Annotated in this window: 23 protein-coding genes; 8 read left to right on the top strand and 15 right to left on the bottom strand. The window is 62.9% G+C overall.

The window, feature by feature from the left end; translation table 11 throughout:
- Nucleotides 1–182: 182 nt before the first annotated feature.
- Nucleotides 183–548 (bottom strand): helix-turn-helix domain-containing protein, encoded by a 366-nt coding sequence (locus tag H0485_RS09810; RefSeq protein ID WP_226935188.1) that lies wholly within the window; start codon nucleotides 546–548, stop codon nucleotides 183–185.
- Nucleotides 549–980: 432 nt separating this feature from the next.
- Between H0485_RS09810 and H0485_RS09805 the strand changes: the two genes are divergently transcribed.
- Nucleotides 981–1943: an NADPH:quinone oxidoreductase family protein gene (locus tag H0485_RS09805; protein WP_226935199.1), complete on the top strand. Its 963-nt coding sequence runs from the start codon at nucleotides 981–983 to the stop codon at nucleotides 1941–1943.
- A gap of 47 nt (nucleotides 1944–1990) precedes the next feature.
- Here H0485_RS09805 and H0485_RS09800 read toward each other — a convergent pair whose 3' ends face one another.
- Nucleotides 1991–2848, bottom strand: coding sequence for a LysR family transcriptional regulator (locus tag H0485_RS09800; RefSeq protein WP_226935187.1), 858 nt, complete (start codon nucleotides 2846–2848; stop codon nucleotides 1991–1993).
- On the opposite strand from H0485_RS09800, the gene H0485_RS09795 reads away from it, so the two are divergent.
- Both H0485_RS09795 and H0485_RS09790 read left to right on the top strand, forming a co-directional pair.
- Complete coding sequence (locus H0485_RS09795) at nucleotides 2805–3224, top strand: DUF1127 domain-containing protein (protein ID WP_226935186.1); 420 nt, start codon at nucleotides 2805–2807, stop codon at nucleotides 3222–3224. The genes H0485_RS09800 and H0485_RS09795 overlap by 44 nt on opposite strands.
- 176 nt (nucleotides 3225–3400) lie before the next feature.
- Nucleotides 3401–4177 (top strand): Bax inhibitor-1/YccA family protein, encoded by a 777-nt coding sequence (locus H0485_RS09790; RefSeq protein ID WP_226935185.1) that lies wholly within the window; start codon nucleotides 3401–3403, stop codon nucleotides 4175–4177.
- Nucleotides 4178–4226: 49 nt separating this feature from the next.
- Here H0485_RS09790 and H0485_RS09785 read toward each other — a convergent pair whose 3' ends face one another.
- On the bottom strand, nucleotides 4227–4748 hold the full coding sequence (locus H0485_RS09785; protein ID WP_226935184.1) for a P-loop NTPase family protein: 522 nt from the start codon (nucleotides 4746–4748) through the stop codon (nucleotides 4227–4229).
- A 112-nt stretch (nucleotides 4749–4860) separates the two neighbouring features.
- Nucleotides 4861–5028 carry a 50S ribosomal protein L33 gene (rpmG, locus tag H0485_RS09780; protein WP_023666545.1) on the bottom strand — a complete coding sequence of 56 codons (168 nt, stop codon included), beginning with the start codon at nucleotides 5026–5028 and terminating at the stop codon, nucleotides 4861–4863.
- A 214-nt stretch (nucleotides 5029–5242) separates the two neighbouring features.
- Between rpmG and H0485_RS09775 the strand changes: the two genes are divergently transcribed.
- Entirely contained in the window at nucleotides 5243–6640 is a 1398-nt protein-coding gene (locus H0485_RS09775; protein WP_226935183.1) for a helix-turn-helix domain-containing protein, read from the top strand.
- A gap of 71 nt (nucleotides 6641–6711) precedes the next feature.
- Here H0485_RS09775 and H0485_RS09770 read toward each other — a convergent pair whose 3' ends face one another.
- From H0485_RS09770 to betI, 4 genes are all read right to left on the bottom strand, one after another.
- On the bottom strand, nucleotides 6712–6954 hold the full coding sequence (locus H0485_RS09770) for an HP1242/YdcH family protein (protein ID WP_226935182.1): 243 nt from the start codon (nucleotides 6952–6954) through the stop codon (nucleotides 6712–6714).
- A gap of 72 nt (nucleotides 6955–7026) precedes the next feature.
- Nucleotides 7027–8676: a choline dehydrogenase gene (gene betA / locus H0485_RS09765; RefSeq protein ID WP_226935181.1), complete on the bottom strand. Its 1650-nt coding sequence runs from the start codon at nucleotides 8674–8676 to the stop codon at nucleotides 7027–7029.
- Between the two features lie 132 nt (nucleotides 8677–8808).
- Nucleotides 8809–10263: a betaine-aldehyde dehydrogenase gene (betB, locus tag H0485_RS09760; RefSeq protein ID WP_226935180.1), complete on the bottom strand. Its 1455-nt coding sequence runs from the start codon at nucleotides 10261–10263 to the stop codon at nucleotides 8809–8811.
- Nucleotides 10260–10847: a choline-binding transcriptional repressor BetI gene (gene betI / locus H0485_RS09755; protein WP_226935179.1), complete on the bottom strand. Its 588-nt coding sequence runs from the start codon at nucleotides 10845–10847 to the stop codon at nucleotides 10260–10262. Before betI ends, betB begins: the two co-directional genes overlap by 4 nt.
- Nucleotides 10848–10944: 97 nt before the next feature.
- Between betI and choX the strand changes: the two genes are divergently transcribed.
- The 3 genes from choX (at nucleotide 10945) to choV (ending at nucleotide 13847) form a co-directional block, all read left to right on the top strand.
- Entirely contained in the window at nucleotides 10945–11874 is a 930-nt protein-coding gene (gene choX / locus H0485_RS09750) for a choline ABC transporter substrate-binding protein (RefSeq protein ID WP_226935178.1), read from the top strand.
- A gap of 111 nt (nucleotides 11875–11985) precedes the next feature.
- Nucleotides 11986–12819: a choline ABC transporter permease subunit gene (choW, locus tag H0485_RS09745; RefSeq protein WP_226935177.1), complete on the top strand. Its 834-nt coding sequence runs from the start codon at nucleotides 11986–11988 to the stop codon at nucleotides 12817–12819.
- On the top strand, nucleotides 12816–13847 hold the full coding sequence (gene choV / locus H0485_RS09740) for a choline ABC transporter ATP-binding protein (RefSeq protein ID WP_226935176.1): 1032 nt from the start codon (nucleotides 12816–12818) through the stop codon (nucleotides 13845–13847). The genes choW and choV overlap by 4 nt, the downstream gene beginning before the upstream one ends.
- Before the next feature lie 112 nt (nucleotides 13848–13959).
- On the opposite strand, the gene phoB is transcribed toward choV, so the two are convergent.
- The 7 genes from phoB to H0485_RS09705 form a co-directional block, all read right to left on the bottom strand.
- Complete coding sequence (gene phoB / locus H0485_RS09735) at nucleotides 13960–14652, bottom strand: phosphate regulon transcriptional regulator PhoB (RefSeq protein ID WP_226935175.1); 693 nt, start codon at nucleotides 14650–14652, stop codon at nucleotides 13960–13962.
- A 33-nt stretch (nucleotides 14653–14685) separates the two neighbouring features.
- Nucleotides 14686–15384 carry a phosphate signaling complex protein PhoU gene (gene phoU, locus H0485_RS09730; protein ID WP_226935174.1) on the bottom strand — a complete coding sequence of 233 codons (699 nt, stop codon included), beginning with the start codon at nucleotides 15382–15384 and terminating at the stop codon, nucleotides 14686–14688.
- 12 nt (nucleotides 15385–15396) lie between these two features.
- Nucleotides 15397–16194: a phosphate ABC transporter ATP-binding protein PstB gene (gene pstB, locus H0485_RS09725; protein ID WP_226935198.1), complete on the bottom strand. Its 798-nt coding sequence runs from the start codon at nucleotides 16192–16194 to the stop codon at nucleotides 15397–15399.
- Between the two features lie 26 nt (nucleotides 16195–16220).
- Nucleotides 16221–17579 carry a phosphate ABC transporter permease PstA gene (pstA, locus tag H0485_RS09720; RefSeq protein ID WP_226935173.1) on the bottom strand — a complete coding sequence of 453 codons (1359 nt, stop codon included), beginning with the start codon at nucleotides 17577–17579 and terminating at the stop codon, nucleotides 16221–16223.
- Nucleotides 17576–19036, bottom strand: coding sequence for a phosphate ABC transporter permease subunit PstC (gene pstC / locus H0485_RS09715; RefSeq protein WP_226935172.1), 1461 nt, complete (start codon nucleotides 19034–19036; stop codon nucleotides 17576–17578). Before pstC ends, pstA begins: the two co-directional genes overlap by 4 nt.
- Nucleotides 19037–19285: 249 nt before the next feature.
- Complete coding sequence (rbsK, locus tag H0485_RS09710; RefSeq protein ID WP_226935171.1) at nucleotides 19286–20227, bottom strand: ribokinase; 942 nt, start codon at nucleotides 20225–20227, stop codon at nucleotides 19286–19288.
- 36 nt (nucleotides 20228–20263) lie between these two features.
- On the bottom strand, nucleotides 20264–20716 hold the full coding sequence (locus H0485_RS09705; protein ID WP_226935170.1) for an RbsD/FucU family protein: 453 nt from the start codon (nucleotides 20714–20716) through the stop codon (nucleotides 20264–20266).
- A gap of 87 nt (nucleotides 20717–20803) precedes the next feature.
- Here H0485_RS09705 and H0485_RS09700 point away from each other — a divergent pair, with 87 nt between their 5' ends.
- Entirely contained in the window at nucleotides 20804–21304 is a 501-nt protein-coding gene (locus H0485_RS09700; RefSeq protein WP_226935169.1) for a GNAT family N-acetyltransferase, read from the top strand.
- The last annotated feature ends 25 nt before the right edge of the window (nucleotides 21305–21329 follow it).

Below are 21329 nucleotides of genomic sequence, written 5' to 3'. Positions count from 1 at the left end.
AAAAAATCCTCGGGGCGCTCAACGCCCTTCAGCAGCTCATCCAGTAGTTCCTTGGAGATCGTCATGCATGCTTCCTTTCGATGAAGCATGGACCGGATCACTCATACACAAAAGACAGGACACTCTCGGCTGCCGGGGAATTCAGCACGCAGATTTCAGAGCGCGGTTTTCAGCAAAAAGCCTCAGGCGGCTTCCGACAGCACCCTGGCCAGATCGAACAGGCGGCGGCGCTGCGCCTCGGGAATGGCATAATAGGAGCGCACCAGTTCAAGCGCCTCTTTATCCGCCATCATATCGCCCTGCTGATGGCGCGGCTTTTCCGAACCGGCTTCGCTCAGCCCCTCAAAGAAGAAGGAAATCTGCACGCTGAGCGCATCAGACACGTCCCACAGACGAGAGGCGCTGACCCGGTTCATCCCGGTTTCATACTTCTGGATCTGCTGGAATTTAATGCCGACCTTATCGGCCAGCTGCTGTTGGGTCATGCCCAGCATCCAGCGACGATGGCGAATGCGCTTGCCGACATGTGCGTCAACGGGATGTTTCATCTATTTAACTCCATACTCACTAATATACAACAATCCGTTCCGACTGAACCGCGACACTTCCGCTCAACCCCGGTGTATTAGACCACAGCGCAGGCTTCAACCCAGGCGCGTCTCTCAAACTCCGCCAGATTTCGCATCACAATTTCTCATCCATCCCGTTACAGACATCGAAAATCCGCCACCCCGCCCCTGTCGCGCGCCGCATTCCTGCCCTGCCTGCCCCGCTTCGGGAGCAGGGCCTGGGCCCGGAGCTGCAACCGGGCCGGGGTGCAGATCTGACTGTTAACGCGCTTCACGCGAGTTGGCTGCCTTGCTGTGCAGATTTTTTCTTGGCAGATGCCTCGCAGCCCGCCAGGGTGCCGCGGAGCCGCCAGGGGATGACGGGATCCCTCTGGCATCTGTTCTGGCTAAGGATATGAAATAATGCGTAAAATGATGGCCTGGCAGATCAGCAGAACCGGTGAGTCTGCAAGCCTGACCGAGCTGCCGGTTCCGGTGCCCGGGCCGGGAGAAGTGCTGGTGCGCATCCGGGCGGCAGGTCTGAATTTCGCCGATCTGCTGATGGTTCAGGGCCGCTACCAGGTGCGCAACCCCCTGCCCTTCATCCCCGGGCTTGAACTGGCCGGAGAGGTTGTCGCGCCGGAATCAGGCGGCGCGGGCCCGGCTGCCGGCACCAGGGTGGCGGCGCATGTGAAATGCGGCGCCTTTGCCGAATATGCTCTGGTGCCCCGGCGCGATCTGCTGATCCTGCCGCCCGGAATGCCCTTCGCCACCGCCGCCGGGTTTCAGATCGCCTGGGGCACCTCGCATCTGGCGCTGAAAGAAAAGGCGCAGCTGCGCGCCGGCGAGACGCTCTTCGTTTCGGGCGCATCGGGCGGGGTCGGGCTGACCGCGGTCAGCCTTGGCCATCTGATGGGGGCACGGGTGATCGCCTCGGTGCGCGGCGCGGATAAAGCACAGATCGCCCGCGCTGCCGGGGCCGATGTGGTGATCGACAGCGACACCCCCGATCTGAAGGCCCTGCTGCGCGACCTCGGCGGTATCGATGTCACCTATGATACGGTGGGCGGGCCGGGTTTTGATGCGGCAATGCGCGCCACCCGGCCGGGCGGGCGGATGCTGGCAATTGGCTTTGCCGGGGGCGACGTGCCCCAGGTACCGCTCAACCAGCTCCTGGTGCGCAATATCTCGGTGATCGGCCTGTGGTGGGGCGGCTATCTTGATTTTGCCCCCGAAGTGCTGCGCGACAGCCTCGCCGAACTGCTCAGCTGGTGGGGCGAGGGCCGCATTCAGCCGCTGATTGCCGCCGAGCTGGCCTTTGCCGATCTGCAGCAGGGGCTCGACGCGATCCGCAGGCGCGAGGTCAGCGGCAAACTGGTGCTGCTGACCGGCTGAGCCCGGCCAGAGCTCAGCCAGGGTTCAGGCGGCCCTGTCGCAGCGGATCAGGCCGCGCTGCGATAGGCAAAGCGCAGCTCATGCAGCAAGGCCTCGGCCACCTCCCCCTTAAACCGCTCCTGGCGGTAAAGGCCGATCCGGGTCTGGCCCAGCGGCGGCAGCGCATTCTCATTCAGGATCGGCATGGTCGCCTCGGGCACGCCGCCTGCCACACGTACCGTCACCGCCAGATCCGCGGCGACCGAGGCATCGATCACCTGATCGCTCTCGCCATCCACCGCCATTTCCCAGGGGATACCCGCCGCCTCCAGCGCCTCCTGCGCCAGCGGGCGGAAGATACAGGCCTGTTTGAACCCCAGCCGCAAGGGGCGACGCTGCCAGCACGTGCCGTCAACCGCACCGATCCAGTACAGATTACGCTGATCCAGCACCTCGGCCCCGGCATCGGGCTGCTGTTCGGTGGTGACGATCACATCGAATTTGCCGCGGGCGAATTCCTCTTTCAGCAGCACAGTGAAAGACGAAACGAGGCTGATCCGCATCAGCGGATAGAGCTGGGACAGCCGCTTCATGATCGGCGGTATGGCGGGATAGACCACATCATAGGGCACGCCAAGCCGGATCTCGCCCTCAAAAGCCCCTGCCCCGAGCCGCGACACCGCCTCATCATTGAGCGCGATCATACGCCGCCCGTAAGACAGCAGCAGCTCGCCCTCGGGCGAGAGCACCAGCCGGCGCTGCGCGCGCAGGAACAGCACCTGCCCCAGCGCCTCCTCCAGCCGCTTCAGCTGCATCGAGACCGCCGATTGCGTCAGATTGAGAAATCCTGCCGCCCGCGTCACCCCGCCGGTATCAGCCACGGTGACGAAAGCGCGCAGCGCCGTCAGATCGAGGTTCCGCATCATATCACAAATCCTGATGTACCATGTCACAATCATTCGTTTTCATTATGCTAAATTCTTTGCCACAACATCAAGGGTGATGATGGCGCAGCCGATACAGATCACAAAAACAGATGGATCAGCAAAAGCCGAGGATGTGATGCCCGATCTTCCCCCCACCCTCTCCCACCGCTCCGGCTGGCTGCTGATCCTGCGGCCCGTCCGGCTGGCTTTGCGGCTCTGGCGCGGTTTTCTGCATGCGTATAGCCTCAGCGGGCAGCGCCGCGATCTGGCCCGGCTCGACGCCCGGATGCTGGAAGATATCAGCGTGACCCCGGATCAGGCGCGCAGGGAAAGCAGTCGCGCCTTCTGGGATGCACCGGACCACTGGAGGTTGTGAGCCCCCGCCCCGGGAGTGGTTTTTCCGGCCCGGACAGCGATAACGGTGCTCTCGCATGATTTTTCAGAAAACCGGGGGAGAATTTCTTGAAATCTGAGGCCTTAGCACCGATATTTCCCCCATAAGGTGCGCCGGACTCCCCGGCGTTGCCCTCAGGGACAACATCGGAGGCTTTAATGGCTCAGTATGAAACGGTGCGTGGTGTCGGCGTTGGCGCCCGCGCTCAGATTGATGAAGGGCTGCGCGCCCATATGAATAAGGTCTACGGGCTGATGTCCGTAGCGATGCTGATCACCGGGGCTGCGGCCTGGGCGATCTCGGGCCTTGCGGTCACCTCGGATGCCGCAGCCGGCGTCGCACAGATCGGCGCCAATAAATATCTGACCGATTTCGGCTATGCGCTTTATGCCTCGCCGCTGAAATGGGTTGTGATGTTCCTGCCGCTGGTGCTGGTCTTTGCCTTCTCGGCGATGATCAACCGTCTGTCGGCCTCGGCGGCGCAGCTGTTCTTCTACGTTTATGCCGTGGCAATGGGCGTGTCGATCTCGTCGATCTTCCTCGTCTTCACCGCGACCTCGATCGCACAGACCTTCCTGATCACCGCAATCGCTTTTGCGGGCCTGTCGCTCTATGGCTACACCACCAAGCGTGACCTCTCGGGCATGGGCACCTTCCTGATGATGGGGCTGATCGGCCTGGTGGTCGCTTCGATCGTCAATATCTTCATCGCTTCCTCGGCCCTGTCCTTCGCAGTGTCGGTGATCGGTGTGCTGATCTTTGCCGGTCTGACCGCCTATGACACCCAGAACATCAAGAACACCTATATCGAACATGCGGTGCATGGCGATCAGGAATGGCTGGGCAAAGCCGCGATCATGGGCGCGCTGAGCCTCTATCTCGACTTCATCAACCTGTTCATGTTCCTGCTGCAGTTCATGGGCAACCGCGAATAAGCGACGGAACCGAAAATGCGAAAGGGCCGGTCCATGCGACCGGCCCTTTTCATTTTGCGGGCAGGCTTTCCAGCCAGGCCCGGACCGCCGCCCGGCTTTGCAGATGCACCAGCCTGCCCTGCGCCGCCTCGCTGGCGGCAAGCCTCTGCATCTGCCGGCGCGCTGAATGCCGGCTGTCCCAGATCCAGCGCCAGAAGATCAGCGTATTGCGGTCCAGCCGCTCGGGGCAGCCCTCGGGCAGATCGGGCCGCGAGCGGCCCAGATAGCGCAGGCTGCGTTTCACCACCAGGTAAAACCGCAGCCCCAGCGGCAGGTCGAGCCAGATCAGCAGATCGGCCCGCGCCAGACGATTATCCCAGGTGGCGGAATGCCCGCCTTCGAACACCCATTCCTCTCCGGCCTCAACCCCATGGCAGAGCATGGTTTTCTCAGGGCGTGGCCGCTCGGACCAGCCAGGTTGCCAGTGGATATGATCGATATGGAAAACCGGCAGACCCAGCCTCTGGCCCAGGATTCGCGCCAGGGTCGATTTGCCCGATCCGGGCTGGCCGATGATCATCACCCTCTGCATTGCGCCCCCCCTTTACGCCAGTTGCAGCTCTGCCGCCCTGCCCGGGTGGCAGGAATGCGAAAAGGCCGCACCCTTGAGGGTACGGCCTTCATCCCGAAGGGAAAAGCAGATCTTACTTGATCTTGCCTTCTTTATATTCGACATGCTCGCGCTTGACGGGGTCATATTTCTTCACGACCATCTTTTCGGTCATGGTGCGGGCATTCTTCTTGGTCACATAGAAGTGCCCGGTGCCCGCCGTCGAGTTCAGACGGATCTTGATCGTCGTCGGCTTCGCCATAGTTCGTCTCTCCTGGATCGGGAAAAGACGCCTCTTCCCGCGAATATTCTTTGAACCAGCCTTTTAAGGGTCCAGGGGTCAGAGTCAACAGCCAAACCACAGGGTTTGGGGAATTATCCACCGCCTCCTCCACAGGAATGTGTCAGCACTGCCGCAGGCCCTTGACCCCCGGATTTTGCAAAGCCACGATCAGCTTTGCAAAACGGAGCTGACCATGGCCACGCAAAAGCTTTATGCCGGGGTAAAACTGCGCGAAATCCGCAGCCGCCTCAGCCTCACGCAGAAAGCCTTTGCCGAAAAGCTGGGCGTCTCGCTGCCCTATCTGAACCAGATGGAAAATAATCACCGCCCGGTCTCAGCCGCGGTGGTGCTGGCGCTGGCCCAGGAATTCGGTCTTGATGTGACCGAGCTGACCGTGGGCGAAAGCGAGCGACTGGTCACCGATATGCGCGAGGCCCTGGCCGATCCGGTTTTTACCGCCTCGGCCCCGCCGCTGGCCGATCTGCGCCTTGCCGCCTCCAACGCCCCGGCGCTGGCGCGGGCTTTCCTCGATCTGCACCGCGCCTACCGGCAAAGCCATGAGCGCCTTGCCTCGCTGGATGAGGCTCTGGGGCGCGAGGATACCGGCCTGCGCCCCTCGCCCTGGGAGGAGGTGCGCGATTTCTTCCATTATTGCGACAATTATATTGATGCCGTCGACCGCGCCGCCGAGCATTTTGCCTCCTCTGCCGGGCCGAAACGCGATGTCCTGAAACTGGCCGAGGATCTGCTGCACCGCAAAGGCATTTCGCTGCATTATGCCGAGTTGCCCGGGCTGCGCCATTACGATCCCGAGACCCGCCGCCTGACCATTTCCTCGCGCGCCCAGGATGGCACGAGGCGCTTTCAGCTGCTGTTCCAGCTGGCGCTGCTGACCCAGAATGAACTGATCGAGGCGACGCTGGATCTGGCGCGGTTCTCGACGCCCGAGGCGCGCGATATCGCCAAGATCGGCCTGGCTAACTACTTTGCCGGGGCGGCGCTGCTGCCCTACCGCGCCTTTCTTGAGGCCGCCCGCGAGACCCGCCATGATCTCGCCCGGCTTGCCGATCGCTTCGGCGCCTCGATCGAGCAGGTGGCGCATCGCCTCTCGACGCTGCAGCGCCCCGGAGCCAAGGGCATCCCCTTCTTCTTCGTCCGCGTCGATCAGGCCGGAACAATCACCAAGCGTCATTCAGCCACAAGGCTGCAATTCGCCCGTTTTGGCGGCGCCTGCCCGCTCTGGAACGTGCACCAGGCCTTTGAGACGCCCGGCAAATTCCTGCGCCAGTTTGTCGAGACCCCCGACGGGGTGCGCTATCTCAATATCGCCTGCGAAGTCTCCAAACCCGCCGAGGCCTTTCTCGCCCCGGTGCGCCGCTATGCCATTGGTCTGGGCTGCGAGGTGCAGCATGCGGCTGAGCTGGTCTATTCCGACGGGCTCGACCCGCGCGGCCGGTTCGAGCCAATCGGCATTTCCTGCCGGATCTGCGAGCGGGCGCATTGCCATCAGCGCTCGGTGCCACCGCTGGAGCGGCGGCTGCGCATCAACCCGCATGACCGCAACCTGCTGCCCTATGAGATTGCGCAATAGCCCGTGAACGTAAAAAGGGCAGAGCCGCAGCCCTGCCCTTTTCTGACTATTGATCCTGAGCCCCGGTCAGCTCAGACCGTGGCGCGCAGCGCCGCCGCGATCTGGTCTTTCAGCCGCGAGCGGTTGCGGCGCAGGCCTTCCTCATGCTCTTCCGATACGGTGTCGATGCGGCTCTCGGCCCGGTGCACCTGATCATTCACCACATCATATTCTTCCAACAGGCTGGCAAAGCGGCTGTCCGAGGTTTTCAGCGCCGTGATCCGGGCCTCTTCACCGGGGAATTCATCCTTCAGCGTATGCGGGGTATTCGACATGGGTCTGCTCTCCTTCCATTCTTTCCCCCTGTCTGACAGGTCTGATTCCGCCGCGCTTTGACCCCGATCAAATCAGCGCTGCGAAACCCGCCAGTCGGGATTGATCCAGGGCTCCTGGTTGGACGGCGGCAGCGGCTGGCGACCCAGAATGTGGTCGGCGGCCTTTTCGCCGGTCATGATCGAGGGACCGTTGAGATTGCCATTGGTCACCTGGGGGAAGATCGAGCTGTCGGCAAGGCGCAGCCCCTCGACCCCGATCACCCGGCATTCGGGATCGACCACCGCCATCGGATCGCTGGCGCGCCCCATCCGCGCCGTGCCGCAGGGGTGATAGGCGCTTTCGGCATGGTCGCGGATAAAGGCGTCGATCCCGGCATCGGTCTGAATATCCGCGCCGGGCTGGATCTCCTGTTTCACATATTGCGCCATCGGCGCCTGTGCGAAAACCTCGCGCGTCAGCCGCACACAGGCCCGGAAATCCACCCAGTCCTCGGGGTGAGACATATAGTTAAAGCGGATCACCGGCGCATCCTCGGGCCGGTTTGAGCGCAAAGTGACCGAGCCGCGCGATTTTGAGCGCATTGGCCCGACATGGACCTGGAAGCCATGGCCTCCCGCCGCCGCCTTACCATCATAGCGCACCGCAATCGGCAGGAAATGATACTGAATATCGGGATATTCCTTGCCCGCGGCCGAGCGGATAAAGCCGCAGCTCTCAAACTGGTTCGACGTGCCGGGGCCGCGATTCAGCAACAGCCAGTTCGCCCCGACCCAGGCTTTGCCGAACAGATTCCAGTATTTATACAAAGTGACCGGCTGCGAGGCCTGGTACTGCATATAGATCTCCATATGGTCCTGGAGATTGGCACCCACGCCCGGCCGGTCGGCCAGCACCTCGATGCCATGTTCACGCAGATGCGCCTCGGGCCCGAACCCCGACAGCATCAGCAGTTTCGGTGAATTGAGCGAAGAGGCGGCAATGATTACCTCCTGGCGCGCCCGGATCAGCTGACGCCCGGCCTTACTGTCGATCTCGACCCCCACCGCGCGGCCATCCTCGATCACCACCCGGCGCGCGAGGCCACGCACCATGGCGACCCTGCCGGTTTTCAGCGCCGGGCGCAGATAGGCACTGGCCGCCGACCAGCGTTTACCCCTGTGGATCGTCGCCTCCATCGGGCCGAAACCCTCCTGCTGGCGGCCATTATAATCTTCGGTCACCGGATAGCCTGCGGCCCGGCCTGCCTCGATAAAGGCATTGAACAAAGGATTGTCGCGCGGGCCCCGGCTGACGTGCAAAGGCCCATTGCTGCCGCGCCAGTCCGGGCCCGAACCGCCATGGCTGGTTTCCATCCGCTTAAAATAGGGCAGCACATCGGCATAGGACCAGCCATCCGCCCCCATTTCGGCCCAGAGGTCATAGTCTTTGGCATGGCCGCGCACATAGACCATGCCATTGATCGAGGAGGAGCCGCCGATCACCTTGCCGCGCGGCGTGGCCAGAACCCGCCCGCCCAGATGCGGCTCGGGCTCGGTTTTCAGCCCCCAGTCATAAAGCGGCATATTCATCGGATAGGACAAAGCGCCCGGCATATTGATAAAAGGCCCGGCATCCGAGCCGCCAAATTCGATCACCGTGACGGTTTTTCCGGCCTCGGCCAGCCGGTAAGCCATAGCGCAACCCGCCGAACCCGCTCCGATAATGACGTAATCGCGATCCATCGCGCTTTCTCCCTGCAATCGGGGCAAATCTTCGCCGGGGCCGGACTCTGCATCCGGCCGCCGGGCCTGCCGCCCTCTTCTTCATCGTGGTTTACGCCCCGGCACCCCTCCCGGATGCCGGTCCTTTCCGGCTCAGTAAGGCGCGTCGACCGGGCTCAGCCCGAGATAGACGCTTCTGACCTGAGAATAATGTTCGATAGCCGCATGGCCGTTTTCACGACCGACACCCGAGAGCTTAACCCCGCCAAACGGGGCCTCGACCGGGGTCAGATTATAGGCATTGATCCAGCAGGTTCCGGCCTCGAGCTGGCCGATCACCCGATGCGCCCTGGCGATGTCGCGGGTGAAAACCCCGGCGGCGAGGCCGAAATCGCTGGCATTGGCCCGGGCGATCACCTCTTCCTCGCTGTCGAAATCCAGAACCGCCATCACCGGGCCAAAGACCTCCTCGCGCGCCAGCTCCATGTGATCGGTGACATCGGCAAAGACCGTCGGCTCGACAAACCAGCCGTCATTTTGCGGCCCGCGCCCGCCGCCGGTGACCAGCCGCGCGCCCTCGGCCTTTGCCCGGGCGATAAAGCCGGTGACCTTCTCCAGCTGCAGGGCCGAGACCAGCGGCCCCATCTGCGTGCCCTCATCCTGCGGATCACCGAGCACGATCTTTTCGGCTCGTTCTTTCAGCCGGGCCAGGAAGCGCTCTTTCAGCCCCTTTTGCACAAAGACCCGCGTGCCATTCGAGCAGACCTGACCGGCGGAATAGAAATTCGCCAGCATGGCCGCGCCCACCGCATCCTCAAGGCTGGCATCATCGAACAGGATCAGCGGCGATTTACCGCCCAGCTCCATCGTGACATGGCGCAGCCCCTCGGCGGCTCTGGCATAGACCTTCTGCCCGGTGGCGACCGAGCCGGTCAGCGAGACCTTGGCGACGCGCGGATCCGAGATCAGCCCCGCGCCGACCGCGCCCCGGCCCTGCAGCACATTGAAAAGCCCTGGTGGCAGACCGGCCTCGATGAAAATCTCGGCCAGTTTCAGCGCGCCAAGCGGCGTCACTTCCGAGGGTTTGAAGATCATCGCATTGCCCATGGCCAGCGCCGGGGCCGATTTCCAGCAGGCGATCTGGCTGGGGTAATTCCAGGCGCCGATGCCGACGCAGACGCCGAGCGCCTCGCGGATCGTATAGACCATATCGCCGCCGAGCGGGATGGTCTCGCCGGTCACAGTGGGCGCGAGGCCGGCGAAATATTCCAGCGCATCCGCCCCCGAGGGCCAGTCGGCCACCCGGGTTTCCTGGATCGGCTTGCCGGTATCGAGGGTTTCGAGCTGCGCCAGCGCCTCGCCCCGGGCGCGGATCAGCGCCGCAGCCCGGTTCAAGATCCGGCCGCGCTCGACCGGGCGCAGAGCGGCCCAGGCCTTCTGCGCCCGCGCCGCCGAGGCGAGGGCGCGTTCCACCAGAGCCGGGGTCGCCTCATGCAGCCGCGCGATCACCTCGCCCGTGCCGGGATAGACCACCTCGATGACCGCCCCTGCCGCATCTTCGGCATAGCTTCCGTCGATAAAATGGCTGCCCTTCGGTTGCGCTTTCATGCGGCTTCTCCCTTCGCCAGCTCAGCATTCAGATAGGAAATGGCCATCCGCGCCGCGGCCCTGCCATCGGGCGTGCCCGATTTCAGCACCTCGCGCAGATAGAGACCGTCGATCATCGCCCCCAGGGCCTCGGCCAGTTCTGCAGCCCGCTCCCCGGCGATGGGACGCAGATTCGCCATCAGGTTTGACCTGAGTCGGCCCTGATAAATCGCCAGCAAACGCCGCGCCCCATCCGAGGTCTGGGCCAGAACCCAGAAATTCAGCCAGGCCCCCACAACCTCGCGGCGAAAATTTCCGGCGCTGAATGAGGCGCGCAGAATGGCCTCCAGACGCGCCTTTGCCCCCTCGCTGACCGCCAGTGCACCCCGCACCTCAGCGCCGTAAAGCGACAGCACATGGCGCATGGCCGCAAGGAAAATTTCTTCTTTTGAACCAAAGTAGTGATGCGCCAGCGCCGAGGACATTCCGGCCCGTTTGGCGATCTGACCCACGGTCACATCCAGCGAGCCCGAGCGGCCAATTTCAACGATCGTGGCTTTGATAAGAGCGTCCTTTCGGATAGGCTCCATTCCAAGCTTCGGCATGACCCGGCTCCATAAAACTCTTGCCATAAGGGGAAAGCATGAAGTTTATTGACTCGTCAATCAACAATAACATTTCAATCTGACACCGGGAGTCGAAATGAAAATTCGTTCCATGCTTCTTGCGACCACCCTCACCATGGCCACCGGCTCTGCAGGCCTGGCGGCGGGCTGCGATAAAATCCTGTTCTCGGATGTGGGCTGGACCGACATCACCGCCACCACCGCAGCCACCACCACCTTGCTCAATGCGCTCGGCTATGAGACCGAGATCATGCTGCTGGGCCTGCCGGTGACCTTCGCCAGCCTCGCCGAGGGCAATATCGATGTCTTCCTCGGCAACTGGATGCCGACCATGGAAGCCGATATCGGCCCCTACCGCGAGGCAGGCACCATCGACATCGTGCGCACCAACCTGCAGGGCGCGAAATATACCCTCGCCACCAATGCCGCCGGGGCGGCGCTGGGGATCACCGATTTCGCCAATATCAAAGACCATAAAGACGCGCTCGAGGGCCGGATCTATGGCATTGAGGCCGGCAATGACGGCAACCGCCTGATTATCGAGATGATCGAGAAAGATCAGTTCGGCCTGACCGGCTTTGAGATCGTTGAAAGCTCGGAGCAGGGTATGCTGGCCCAGGTCGAGCGCAACAGCTCGGACAATAAGCCGATCGTCTTCCTCGGCTGGGAACCGCATCCGATGAACTCGAATTTTGAGCTGACCTATCTCGCCGGCGGCGATGATGTTTTCGGCCCTGATTTCGGCGGCGCGGTTGTCGATACCAATACCCGCAAAGGCTATGTCCAGGAATGCCCCAACCAGGGTAAGTTCCTTGAAAATCTCGAATTTTCTCTGAAAATGGAAAATGAGATCATGGGCGCCATCCTCAATGACGGCACCGATCCGGCCGTGGCGGCCAAAACCTGGCTCGCCGCCAATCCCGAGGCCTGGAAGCCCTGGCTCGAGGGTGTGACCGCGAAAGACGGCTCGGATGCCATCGCCGCAGTCGAAGCAGGGCTGAAATAAGCCCCGGCATGCAGGCCGCGCCTTGCGGCCTGCATCTGCCCTTCCCGAGCCTCGGGCGCGTCGCATACTGCGCAGGGCCTGCCTTTTTCTTCTGCTGACACCTGGGTGACAATGAACTGGCTTGATATTCCCAAAATTCCGGTCGGGCCGACGGCAAAAACCGTGGTCGACTGGCTTAAAGCCAATTTTAAACCTGTATTTGACGCGATCAGCGATGGTCTCGGCTGGCTGATCAACAGCACGCTCCACCTGCTGCAATATCCGCATCCGCTGGTGATTGTGGCGCTGTTTCTGGCCTTTGCCTGGTGGCGGCACCGCTCGTGGAAGCTATGTCTGGTGGTGGCGCTCGGATTTCTGTTCATCCTGAACCAGAATTACTGGAAGGCCACCACCGAGACCCTGGTGCTGCTGTTTTATGCCTGCATCTTCTGTATGAGCCTTGGCGTGCCGATTGGCATTGCCTGTGCGCATCGCCCGCGCCTCTACGCCTGGATCTCGCCGGTGCTCGATCTGATGCAGACCCTGCCGACCTTCGTCTATCTGATCCCGGCGGTGGTGTTCTTCGGCCTTGGCATGGTGCCCGGTCTGCTGGCGACGGTGATCTTCGTGCTGCCAGCCCCAATCCGGCTGACTTATCTCGGCGTCTCCTCAACCCCCACCGCGCTGACCGAGGCCGCGACGGCTTTCGGGGCCACGCCCTGGCAGAAGCTGCGCAAGGTTGAGCTGCCCTGGGCGCTGCCACAGATCATGGTCGGGCTGAACCAGACCATCATGCTGTCTTTGTCGATGGTGGTGATCGCGGCCATGGTGGGCGCCAATGGCCTTGGCATTCCTGTGGTCCGGGCGCTGGGTCAGGGCAATACCGCGCTTGGCTTTGAATCCGGGCTGGTGATCGTGGTGGTCGCCGTCATGCTCGACCGTCTGCTGCGGGTGAGACAGAAATGAACAACGCCGTTGAATTTGATAATGTTTCCATCGTCTTCGGCGATGAGCCCGAAACCGCCCTGCCGCTGATGGACCAGGGGCTCAGCCGGGCCGAGGTTCAGGCGCAATCGGGCCAGGTTCTGGGGGTGCATGATTGCAGCCTCAGCGTCGCCCAGGGCGAGATCCTCGTGCTGATGGGCCTGTCAGGCTCGGGCAAATCCACCCTGCTGCGCGGCGTGAATGCGCTCAATCCGGTGGTGCGCGGCGAGGTCCGGGTCTGGGATGGCAGACAGATGGTCTCGGTCACCAAAGCCGGGCCGGATCAGCTGCGCGGGCTGCGCGCCAACCATATCGCTATGGTGTTCCAGCAGTTCGGCCTGCTGCCCTGGCGCACGGTGCGCGACAATGTCGGCCTCGGGCTGGAGCTGGCCGGCGTGGCCCCTGCCGAACGGCGCGCCCGCGTCGATCAGCAGCTGGAGCTGGTCAACCTGTCGCAATGGGGCGATCGCAAGGTTGGCGAGCTTTCGGGCGGGATGCAGCAGCGGGTGGGCCTCGCCCGCGCCTTTGTCACCGAAGCGCCGATCCTGCTGATGGATGAGCCTTTCTCGGCGCTTGATCCGCTGATCCGCGCCCGGCTGCAAGATGAGCTGCTCGATCTGCAGGCCAAGCTGAAGCGCACCATCGTCTTTGTCAGCCATGACCTCGATGAGGCTTTCAAGATCGGCAATCGCATCGCGCTGATGGAGGGCGGGCGGCTGGTACAATGCGGCACGGCGCGCGAGATCATCGCCAGGCCGGTCTCGGATTATGTGGCGGATTTCGTGGCGCATATGAACCCGCTCGGCGTGCTGACCGCGCGCGATGTGATGGCGCCGGGCGCCCTGGCCGGGGCCGGTGCGCAGGCGATTGATGCCGAGGCGCCGGTGCGCCAGGTGATGGAGGCCATCACCTCGGGCAGCGAAAGCCTGAGCGTGACCGAAAACGGCCAGGCCCTTGGCACGATCCGGGCCAAAGAAGTGCTGGCCCGGCTGCTGAACCCGCGCGGCTGATAAAAAGGGGCGCCACCCGCGCCCCTTCCCATTATCTGGTTCATCTGTCTGAAAATATCCTGCGGGGGTCCGGGGGTGCAAAACCCCCGGTGCCGTCGTGGTTCGGCAGGCCTCAGCCCAGCGAATAACCCGCGCCGCGTACCGTGCGCAAAGGGTCATCGCCGCCATATTGCATCAGCGATTTGCGCAGCCGTCCGACATGGACATCGACGGTCCTTGTATCGACATAGATATCGCGGCCCCAGACCCGGTCGAGCAGCTGTTCGCGCGACCAGACCCGGCCCGGCTTTTCCATCAGCGTGGTCAGCAGCCGGAATTCGGTCGGGCCAAGCTTCAGCAGCTGCGCGCTGCGATAGACCCGGTGGGTTTCCGGATCGAGACGGATATCGCCATATTCCAGCACCACCCCCACCACCGAGGGCCGCACCCGGCGCAGCTGCGCCCGGGCCCGGGCCATCAGCTCAAGCACCGAATAGGGCTTGATCACATAATCATCCGCGCCGGTTTCCAGACCACGGATCCGGTCCACCTCCTCGGCCCGGGCCGAGAGCATGATGATCGGGGTGGCGCGGGTCTCGGGGCGGATCTTCAGCCGCCGGCACACCTCGATCCCCGACAGCTTGGGCATCATCCAGTCGAGAATGATAATATCGGGCGCTTCCTCATCGACCAGCAAAAGCGCATCCTCGCCATTATCGGCGGAAACCACCCGAAAGCCTTCTGCATCAAGGTTATAGGCCAGAACCTCACGTTGTGCGGGTTCATCCTCAACCAGCAGCACCACCGGTCTGCCATCCTGTGCCATATACTGCTCCTTCACCTTTTAAACGCCGGAGATTCAGCTCCGGGCGGTGACCGCGTCATGTTTGGGCCGGTCATCCGAAGGCATTTCGCCCTCAACCAGATAGATCACCTGTTCGGCGATGCTGGTGGCGTGATCGCCGACCCGCTCGATATTCTTGGCGATGAAATGCAGATGCATCGAGGCGGTGATGGTGCGCGGATCCTCGAGCATATGGGTCAGCAGCTGGCGAAACAGCCCGCCATACATCTGATCGATCTCTTCATCGCGCAGCCGCACCTCGCGCGCCTTGACCGCATCGCGGGCGATATAGGCATCGAGCGCATCCGAGAGCTGCTGCACCACCAGCCGCGCCATGCGCCGGATCGTGCCCGAGGCGGTGCCGACCGGCGCGGCCTGCATCAGCACCAGGCTGCGCTTGGCGAGGTTTTTGGCATAATCCCCGGCCCGCTCCAGCGCCGAGGCCAGACGCATCACCGTCAGCACCGTGCGCAGATCGCTGGCCGCAGGGGCACGCTGTGCGATGATCCGGGCGCATTCGGTCTGGATGATCTCTTCCAGCCCGTCGATGGCCCTGTCCCCGGCCCGCACCTTCTCGGCCAGGGCCTCATCGCGCAGCTCCAGCGCCTCGGCCGCATCCAGCAGGGCTTTCTCGACCAGCCCGCCCATTTTCATCACCTGGGCCTGAACGCCCTCCAGCTCGCGGTCGAATGCGGAAACGATATGCTCGCTCATGCTCGGGCCTCCTCAGCCGATCCGGCCGGTAATGTAGGATTCAGTGCGCGGATCTTTCGGATTGGTGAAGATCTGCGAGGTATCATCATATTCCACCAGGTTGCCGAGGTGGAAGAAAGCGGTCTTCTGGCTGACCCTTGCGGCCTGCTGCATCGAATGGGTGACGATCACCACCGAGAAGTTTGAGCGCAGCTCGTCGATCAGCTCCTCGACCTGAGCCGTGGCAATCGGGTCAAGCGCCGAGCAGGGCTCATCCATCAGCAGCACCTCGGGCGAGGTGGCAACGGCACGGGCGATGCAGAGCCGCTGCTGCTGCCCGCCCGACAGGCCGGTGCCCGGCGCATGCAGGCGGTCCTTCACCTCATTCCACAAAGCCGCCTTACGCAGGCTCGATTCCACCACTGCATCCAGATCGGCCTTATTGCGGGTCAGACCATGGATGCGCGGGCCGTAAGCCACATTGTCATAGATCGATTTCGGGAAGGGATTGGGCTTTTGAAACACCATGCCAACCTTGGCGCGCAGCTGCACCGGATCGACGCGTTTATCGTAGATATTCTCGCCATCAAGCTCGATCATCCCCTCGACCCGGCAGATCGGGATGGTGTCATTCATCCGGTTCAGCGTGCGCAGAAAGGTCGATTTGCCGCAGCCCGAAGGGCCGATGAAGGCGGTCACGGCGCGGTCGAGGATCTCGATATTCACATCCCGGATCGCCTGGGCTTCGCCGTAATAGACCTGCACATTACGGGCACTGATCTTGCTCAGGTTGCTGTCCACGCTACGCTCCACCACTCGCATATCATTCATGTTCATACTCGCGTTTCTGACCGCATTTACCAGCGGCGTTCGAACTTGCGGCGCAACAGAATGGCCGTGACGTTCATGACAAGAAGGAAGATCAGCAGAACGATGATCGCGCCGCTCGAGCGTTCAAGGAAGGCCGGATCCGAGCGCGACACCCAGGAATAGACCTGGACCGGCAGCGCGGTGGCCGGATCGAGGAAACCGCCATCCACCGGGCTGGCGGGATAGTTCGAGACGAAAGCCACCATGCCAATCAACAGGAGCGGCGCGGTCTCGCCAAGCGCCGAGGCCAGGCCAAGGATGGTGCCGGTCAGAATGCCCGGCATCGCCAGCGGCAGCACATGATGGGTCACGGTCTGCATCTTCGAAGCCCCGATCCCAAGCGCCGCATCGCGGATCGAGGGCGGCACGGCGCGGATCGCGGCCCGGGTGGCGATGATGATCGTCGGCAGGGTCTGCAGGCTCAGCACCAGCGCGCCCACCAGCGAGGAAGACTGCGGGAAACCGGCGAAATTGATGAAGATCGCCAGGCCAAGGATACCATAGACAATCGAGGGCACCGCCGCGAGATTGGCGATATTGACCTCAATCAGATCGGTCCAGCGGTTCTTCGGCGCGAATTCCTCGAGATAGATCGAGGCGGCGACGCCCACCGGCACACACATGATCAGCACCAGCAGCATCATATAGGCCGAGCCGAGGATGGCGACGCCAAGCCCTGCCGATTCCGGGCGCTGATCCGAGGAATCGCTGTTGGTCAGGAAATCCCAGTTCCATTTCAGCCCCAGCATCCCCGCTTCCTGCAGCCGGTCGGCAAGGGTCAGCTGCGCTGCAGTGACATTGGCGTCGCGCTCGATACTGGCGCGGCTCACCCGGCCCTTGAGATAGCCGTCGATCCGGCCGGTGGTCAGCAGATCGACCCCGATCGTCTGGCCGATCAGCGCCGGGTTATCAATTACTTCAAAGCGCAGCTCGGCCGGGGCAGCTTTCGAGATCATGCCGGTGACATCTTTCGCCGGAATATCATCGGTCTGCACGCCTCTGGCGGCGAGGGCCGCGAGGAAGGCCTCATTCAGCACTTTGCCATAGGTGACAGTGGTCTGCTTCATCAGCTCATCGCGCTGACCATTGCCTTTCGGATCCAGCACCGCTTGCTCCAGCGTGACCGGCAGGGTGATCCGGGCCTGCCAGAAGGCGGATGAGCCATCGCGGATGATGGTGAAGATCATGAAGGCCAGAACGGCAAGGCTGGCGAGGATCGCGGCAAGGCCGATGTAGCGAAACAGAAACTCGGTCTGATTGCGCTGCTTCATCCGGGCACTGGCCCGATAAAGCGAACCGGCCTGCTGCTGCGGGCCGCGCGGCGGCGGGGCGCTGATATCGCTCATTCGTATTGCTCCCGGTATTTGCGCACAATCCAGACCGCCATCACATTCAGCATCAGCGTGATGACGAAGAGGGTCATGCCAAGGGCAAAGGCCACAAGGGTCTCAGGGCTGTTGAAATCGGTATCGCCGGTCAGCTGGCCGACGATCTTGACCGTCATCGTGGTCATCGCCTCGAAAGGGTTCATCGACAGTTTGGCCGCCGCCCCTGCCCCCATGACAACGATCATGGTCTCGCCGATGGCGCGGCTCGCGCCCATCAGCACCGCCCCGGCAATCCCGGGCAGAGCGGCAGGCAGAACCACCTGGCGTACGGTCTCGGACTTTGTCGAGCCAAGGCCAAGCGCGCCATCACGCAAAGACTGCGGCACGGCGTTGATGATGTCGTCGGAGAGTGAGGAGATGAAGGGGATGTTCAGAATGCCGATCACGATACCGGCGGTCATCACCGACGAGCCGGAGCTGCCAAGGCCGAGCGGCTGGGCGAAGAAGTCGCGCAGGAAGGGGCCGACGGTGGTCAGGGCAAACAGGCCGTAAACCACGGTCGGAATGCCTGCGATCACCTCGATCATCGGCTTGACCCAGGCCCGGGTGCGCTTTGAGGCATATTCGGCCAGATAGATCGCCGCGAACAGGCCTAGCGGCACCGCCACCAGCAAGGCGATCACCGTGATATAGATCGTGCCCCAGAACAAAGGGATAAAGCCCAGTTCCGAGCCGCCGCCGAATTTCGGATTCCAGGTCAGGCCAAAGAAGAAATCCGCAATCGGATACTGGCGGAAGAAATTGATGCTTTCCGAGAGCATCGACCAGACAATGCCGACCGTGGTCAGAATGGCGATCAGCGAGGCCAGCATCAGCAGCTTCATCACCACATTCTCAACCCGGTTGCGGGCCCAGAAATCGGGGGCGATCTGCTTCAGGGCAAAGACCAGCCCGGCCAGCGCCAGGGCCAGCACCAGGAAAGCGCGGAAGGTCGAGGCGGTGGCAACCGTGCTGCGGTACTCTTTCGCTGCGGTCAGTACCTCGGCCGAGACCGCCGAGCCGAGCGCGATCCCCTGTTTGCCAAGTTCGGCCCGGATATCGGTGGCAGCGGCATCAAGCGCGGCAATCGCCGCCTCATCCAGCGTGCCGCGCTCCAGCGCAATATCAAGCCCGGTGGCAAGGCGGCGCACATCCGCCATCGCCAGCTGGCGCGCGGTCGGATCGGCCTGAACCGTTTCCGGCAGATGCGCGGCGATATTACCCTCAATGGCAAAGGGCTGAACAACCAGCCAGACCAGCATCACGAGGAAGGCCGGCACAAAGGCCATAATGGCAGCATGCCAGCCGTAATAGGCTGGCAGCGAATGCAGTTTACCCGGCAGGCCCCCGGACAAAGCCAGCGCACGCTGGCGGCCGAGGACGAAACCGGCAGCGGCGAGGACCGCGAGGATCGTCAGTAGCAGGAGGACCGTCATGACCACGTCCGTATTGAGGATGGGAAGCCCGGACCGGGCCCGTCCCTTCTGCGCCGGATATGCTGCGGTTTTGTAACCTCTGTGTGACAGTTTCCTGAAAATCGTCACAAAACCGGAGAGAGACAGGGGCTCTGGCCCGGGCGGGAGCGCCGCTTAAACGGGCCGGAGCCCGTGCAAAAACAGCTGAAAACGGATCATCGACAGAAAAATCCCCGCCAGGTTGCCCGGGCGGGGAAAAAGCGAAAAGGTTCAGCCCCGGGCCAGCAGGGCGTCTATCTCGGCCCGGCTCGCCATTGAATCTGATGCCCCCGGCCGGGTAACGCTGATGCCGGCCGCGGCATTGGCGAATCGCAGGGCCTCTTCCACCGGCTGGCCCTCGGCCAGAGCGACGGCGAAGGCACCATTAAAGGAATCGCCCGCGCCGGTGGTCTCGGCCACCGCACCGGCCCGTGCCACCGGCACATGGATGGTACGGCTCTGGTCGCGGTAGAGCACGCCATTCTCGCCCAGAGTCACCACAACCGCCCCCACGCCGCGTGCCATCAGCGCATCAGCCGCAGCCTCGGCCCCGGCGCGGTCGGTGACCGCAATGCCGGTCAGCAGCTCGGCCTCGGATTCGTTTGGTGTCAGGTAATCGCACAGCGCCAGCAACTCATCATCAAGCGCGCGCGCCGGAGCCGGGTTGAGGATGGTTTTCACCCCGGCTTTGCGGGCAATCGCCAGACCGGCGCGCACAGATTCGACCGGGGTTTCGAGCTGGGTGACAAAGACCGAGGCCGAGCCGATCAGATCCGCGCGCGCCTCCAGATCCGCTGCTGTCATTTTACCCGCCGCGCCCGGGCAGACGATAATGGCATTATTGCCGGTTGCGGCCTCGATGAAGATGAAGGCCGAGCCGGTATGGGTTTCGGGATCTTCGGTCACATCAGCAATGATCCCGGTCTCGGACCAGATCTTGCGCGCCATTTTGGCGAAATCATCGGCACCGAGGCGGCTGATGAAATGCACCTCCGGCCCGGTTTCGCCTGAAGCGCGGGCTGCCGAAACCGCCTGGTTCGAGCCCTTGCCTCCGGCTTCGAGCTTGAACTTCTCGCCCATCACGGTCTCGCCGATCTTCGGCTGACGCTCAGCGCGGTAGACGGCATCAGCATTGAAAATTCCGAGAACCACGACAGGTTTCACAACGGACATAATCTTCTCCGGCAAAGATGAATCAAAGGGCGAGGCTCAGGTGTCAGGTGCGATCACGCCCTTGCGGAACATGAAGCAGCCATAGAAGCGGCGCTCGCCGGTTGCCACGACCGCATAGGCCTGTTTGGCCAGATCGTAAAAGGCAAAACGCTCGATCCCCGGCAGATCGCGCGCGCGGCCCTCTGCCGCATCCACCACTTTCTGCACCTCCTGCTGCACCTCCGGACGGGCTGCGGCATCGCCGACCACCTCCATCCGCCCGGCGAAATCGGCAACGAAATCATCGAGCGGCAGCACCGACAGGATCGCCTCGGCCGCTTCGGCCGCGGTCAGATTCTCCATGCTGAGCGGCTTACCGGCCACGGTATGGCGCGCCACCGCATCGGCCGGAAAGTTGGTATCGACAAGGATCAGCATATCGCCATGCCCCATCGCGCGCAGCGCGCCCAGCACCTCGGCATTCAGCCGGTGGTCAATTCCCTTAAGCATGGTCTTCCTCCGCTCTTTGCGCCAATTTACGCCCCAGGCCGGGCGACGTCCAGCAGCCCGCCCGGCGTCCGGAACAGGAGCAGCGCAATGCAGATCAGGCCAGAACAGCCCCAGGATCACAGCGGAATAGCCGCCCTGACCAGCGAAGCCTTTCGCAACGCCCCGCATAGCGGTGGCAATGAGGCGGCCATTATCGAGGCTTTGCGCGCCGATCAGGCGCTGATCCTGTCACTGGTGGCCGAAGCGGCGGGCGGCGCCGGACTGACCGGCCATATCTCAGCCTCGCGCTGCCGGATCGGGACGGCGGATCAGGCGCTGATCGCGCCGGTCTCGGTGCTGCCCGCGCATCAGGGCCAGGGCATTGGCTCGGCCCTGATCCGCGCCGCGCTGGAGGCGCTGCGCCTTCAGGGCTGGCCTGGTGTGGCACTGGTCGGCGATCCGGCTTTCTACGCCCGGTTCGGCTTTCAGGCGCGCCCGGGCCTCAGCTGCGAAGGCATCCCCGCTGAATATGTCCAGAGCCTGAGCCTCGGCAGCGCCCCTGCCCCCGTTGGCCCGCTGATCCTTCACCCGGCGTTTTTCACCGCCTGAATGACAAAGGGCCGCAGGAAAATCC

The organism is Pseudogemmobacter faecipullorum (assembly GCF_020539525.1).
GTDB classification, from domain to species: domain Bacteria; phylum Pseudomonadota; class Alphaproteobacteria; order Rhodobacterales; family Rhodobacteraceae; genus Pseudogemmobacter; species Pseudogemmobacter faecipullorum.
This window is presented reverse-complemented; position numbering and strand designations above follow the sequence as displayed.

What these genes read in the sequence shown, in the direction of transcription:
- phoU (WP_226935174.1), bottom strand. Translation starts at nt 15,384, where the DNA reads ATGAGCGAGCATATCGTTTCCGCATTCGACCGCGAGCTGGAGGGCGTT.
- H0485_RS09790 (WP_226935185.1), top strand. Translation starts at nt 3,401, where the DNA reads ATGGCTCAGTATGAAACGGTGCGTGGTGTCGGCGTTGGCGCCCGCGCT.
- H0485_RS09810 (WP_226935188.1), bottom strand. Translation starts at nt 548, where the DNA reads ATGAAACATCCCGTTGACGCACATGTCGGCAAGCGCATTCGCCATCGT.
- betA (WP_226935181.1), bottom strand. Translation starts at nt 8,676, where the DNA reads ATGGATCGCGATTACGTCATTATCGGAGCGGGTTCGGCGGGTTGCGCT.
- H0485_RS09800 (WP_226935187.1), bottom strand. Translation starts at nt 2,848, where the DNA reads ATGATGCGGAACCTCGATCTGACGGCGCTGCGCGCTTTCGTCACCGTG.
- choX (WP_226935178.1), top strand. Translation starts at nt 10,945, where the DNA reads ATGAAAATTCGTTCCATGCTTCTTGCGACCACCCTCACCATGGCCACC.
- rbsK (WP_226935171.1), bottom strand. Translation starts at nt 20,227, where the DNA reads ATGTCCGTTGTGAAACCTGTCGTGGTTCTCGGAATTTTCAATGCTGAT.
- H0485_RS09775 (WP_226935183.1), top strand. Translation starts at nt 5,243, where the DNA reads ATGGCCACGCAAAAGCTTTATGCCGGGGTAAAACTGCGCGAAATCCGC.
- H0485_RS09805 (WP_226935199.1), top strand. Translation starts at nt 981, where the DNA reads ATGATGGCCTGGCAGATCAGCAGAACCGGTGAGTCTGCAAGCCTGACC.
- H0485_RS09770 (WP_226935182.1), bottom strand. Translation starts at nt 6,954, where the DNA reads ATGTCGAATACCCCGCATACGCTGAAGGATGAATTCCCCGGTGAAGAG.
- phoB (WP_226935175.1), bottom strand. Translation starts at nt 14,652, where the DNA reads ATGGCACAGGATGGCAGACCGGTGGTGCTGCTGGTTGAGGATGAACCC.
- betI (WP_226935179.1), bottom strand. Translation starts at nt 10,847, where the DNA reads ATGCCGAAGCTTGGAATGGAGCCTATCCGAAAGGACGCTCTTATCAAA.
- pstA (WP_226935173.1), bottom strand. Translation starts at nt 17,579, where the DNA reads ATGAGCGATATCAGCGCCCCGCCGCCGCGCGGCCCGCAGCAGCAGGCC.
- pstB (WP_226935198.1), bottom strand. Translation starts at nt 16,194, where the DNA reads ATGAATGATATGCGAGTGGTGGAGCGTAGCGTGGACAGCAACCTGAGC.
- H0485_RS09700 (WP_226935169.1), top strand. Translation starts at nt 20,804, where the DNA reads ATGCAGATCAGGCCAGAACAGCCCCAGGATCACAGCGGAATAGCCGCC.
- choW (WP_226935177.1), top strand. Translation starts at nt 11,986, where the DNA reads ATGAACTGGCTTGATATTCCCAAAATTCCGGTCGGGCCGACGGCAAAA.
- pstC (WP_226935172.1), bottom strand. Translation starts at nt 19,036, where the DNA reads ATGACGGTCCTCCTGCTACTGACGATCCTCGCGGTCCTCGCCGCTGCC.
- betB (WP_226935180.1), bottom strand. Translation starts at nt 10,263, where the DNA reads ATGAAAGCGCAACCGAAGGGCAGCCATTTTATCGACGGAAGCTATGCC.
- rpmG (WP_023666545.1), bottom strand. Translation starts at nt 5,028, where the DNA reads ATGGCGAAGCCGACGACGATCAAGATCCGTCTGAACTCGACGGCGGGC.
- choV (WP_226935176.1), top strand. Translation starts at nt 12,816, where the DNA reads ATGAACAACGCCGTTGAATTTGATAATGTTTCCATCGTCTTCGGCGAT.
- H0485_RS09785 (WP_226935184.1), bottom strand. Translation starts at nt 4,748, where the DNA reads ATGCAGAGGGTGATGATCATCGGCCAGCCCGGATCGGGCAAATCGACC.
- H0485_RS09705 (WP_226935170.1), bottom strand. Translation starts at nt 20,716, where the DNA reads ATGCTTAAGGGAATTGACCACCGGCTGAATGCCGAGGTGCTGGGCGCG.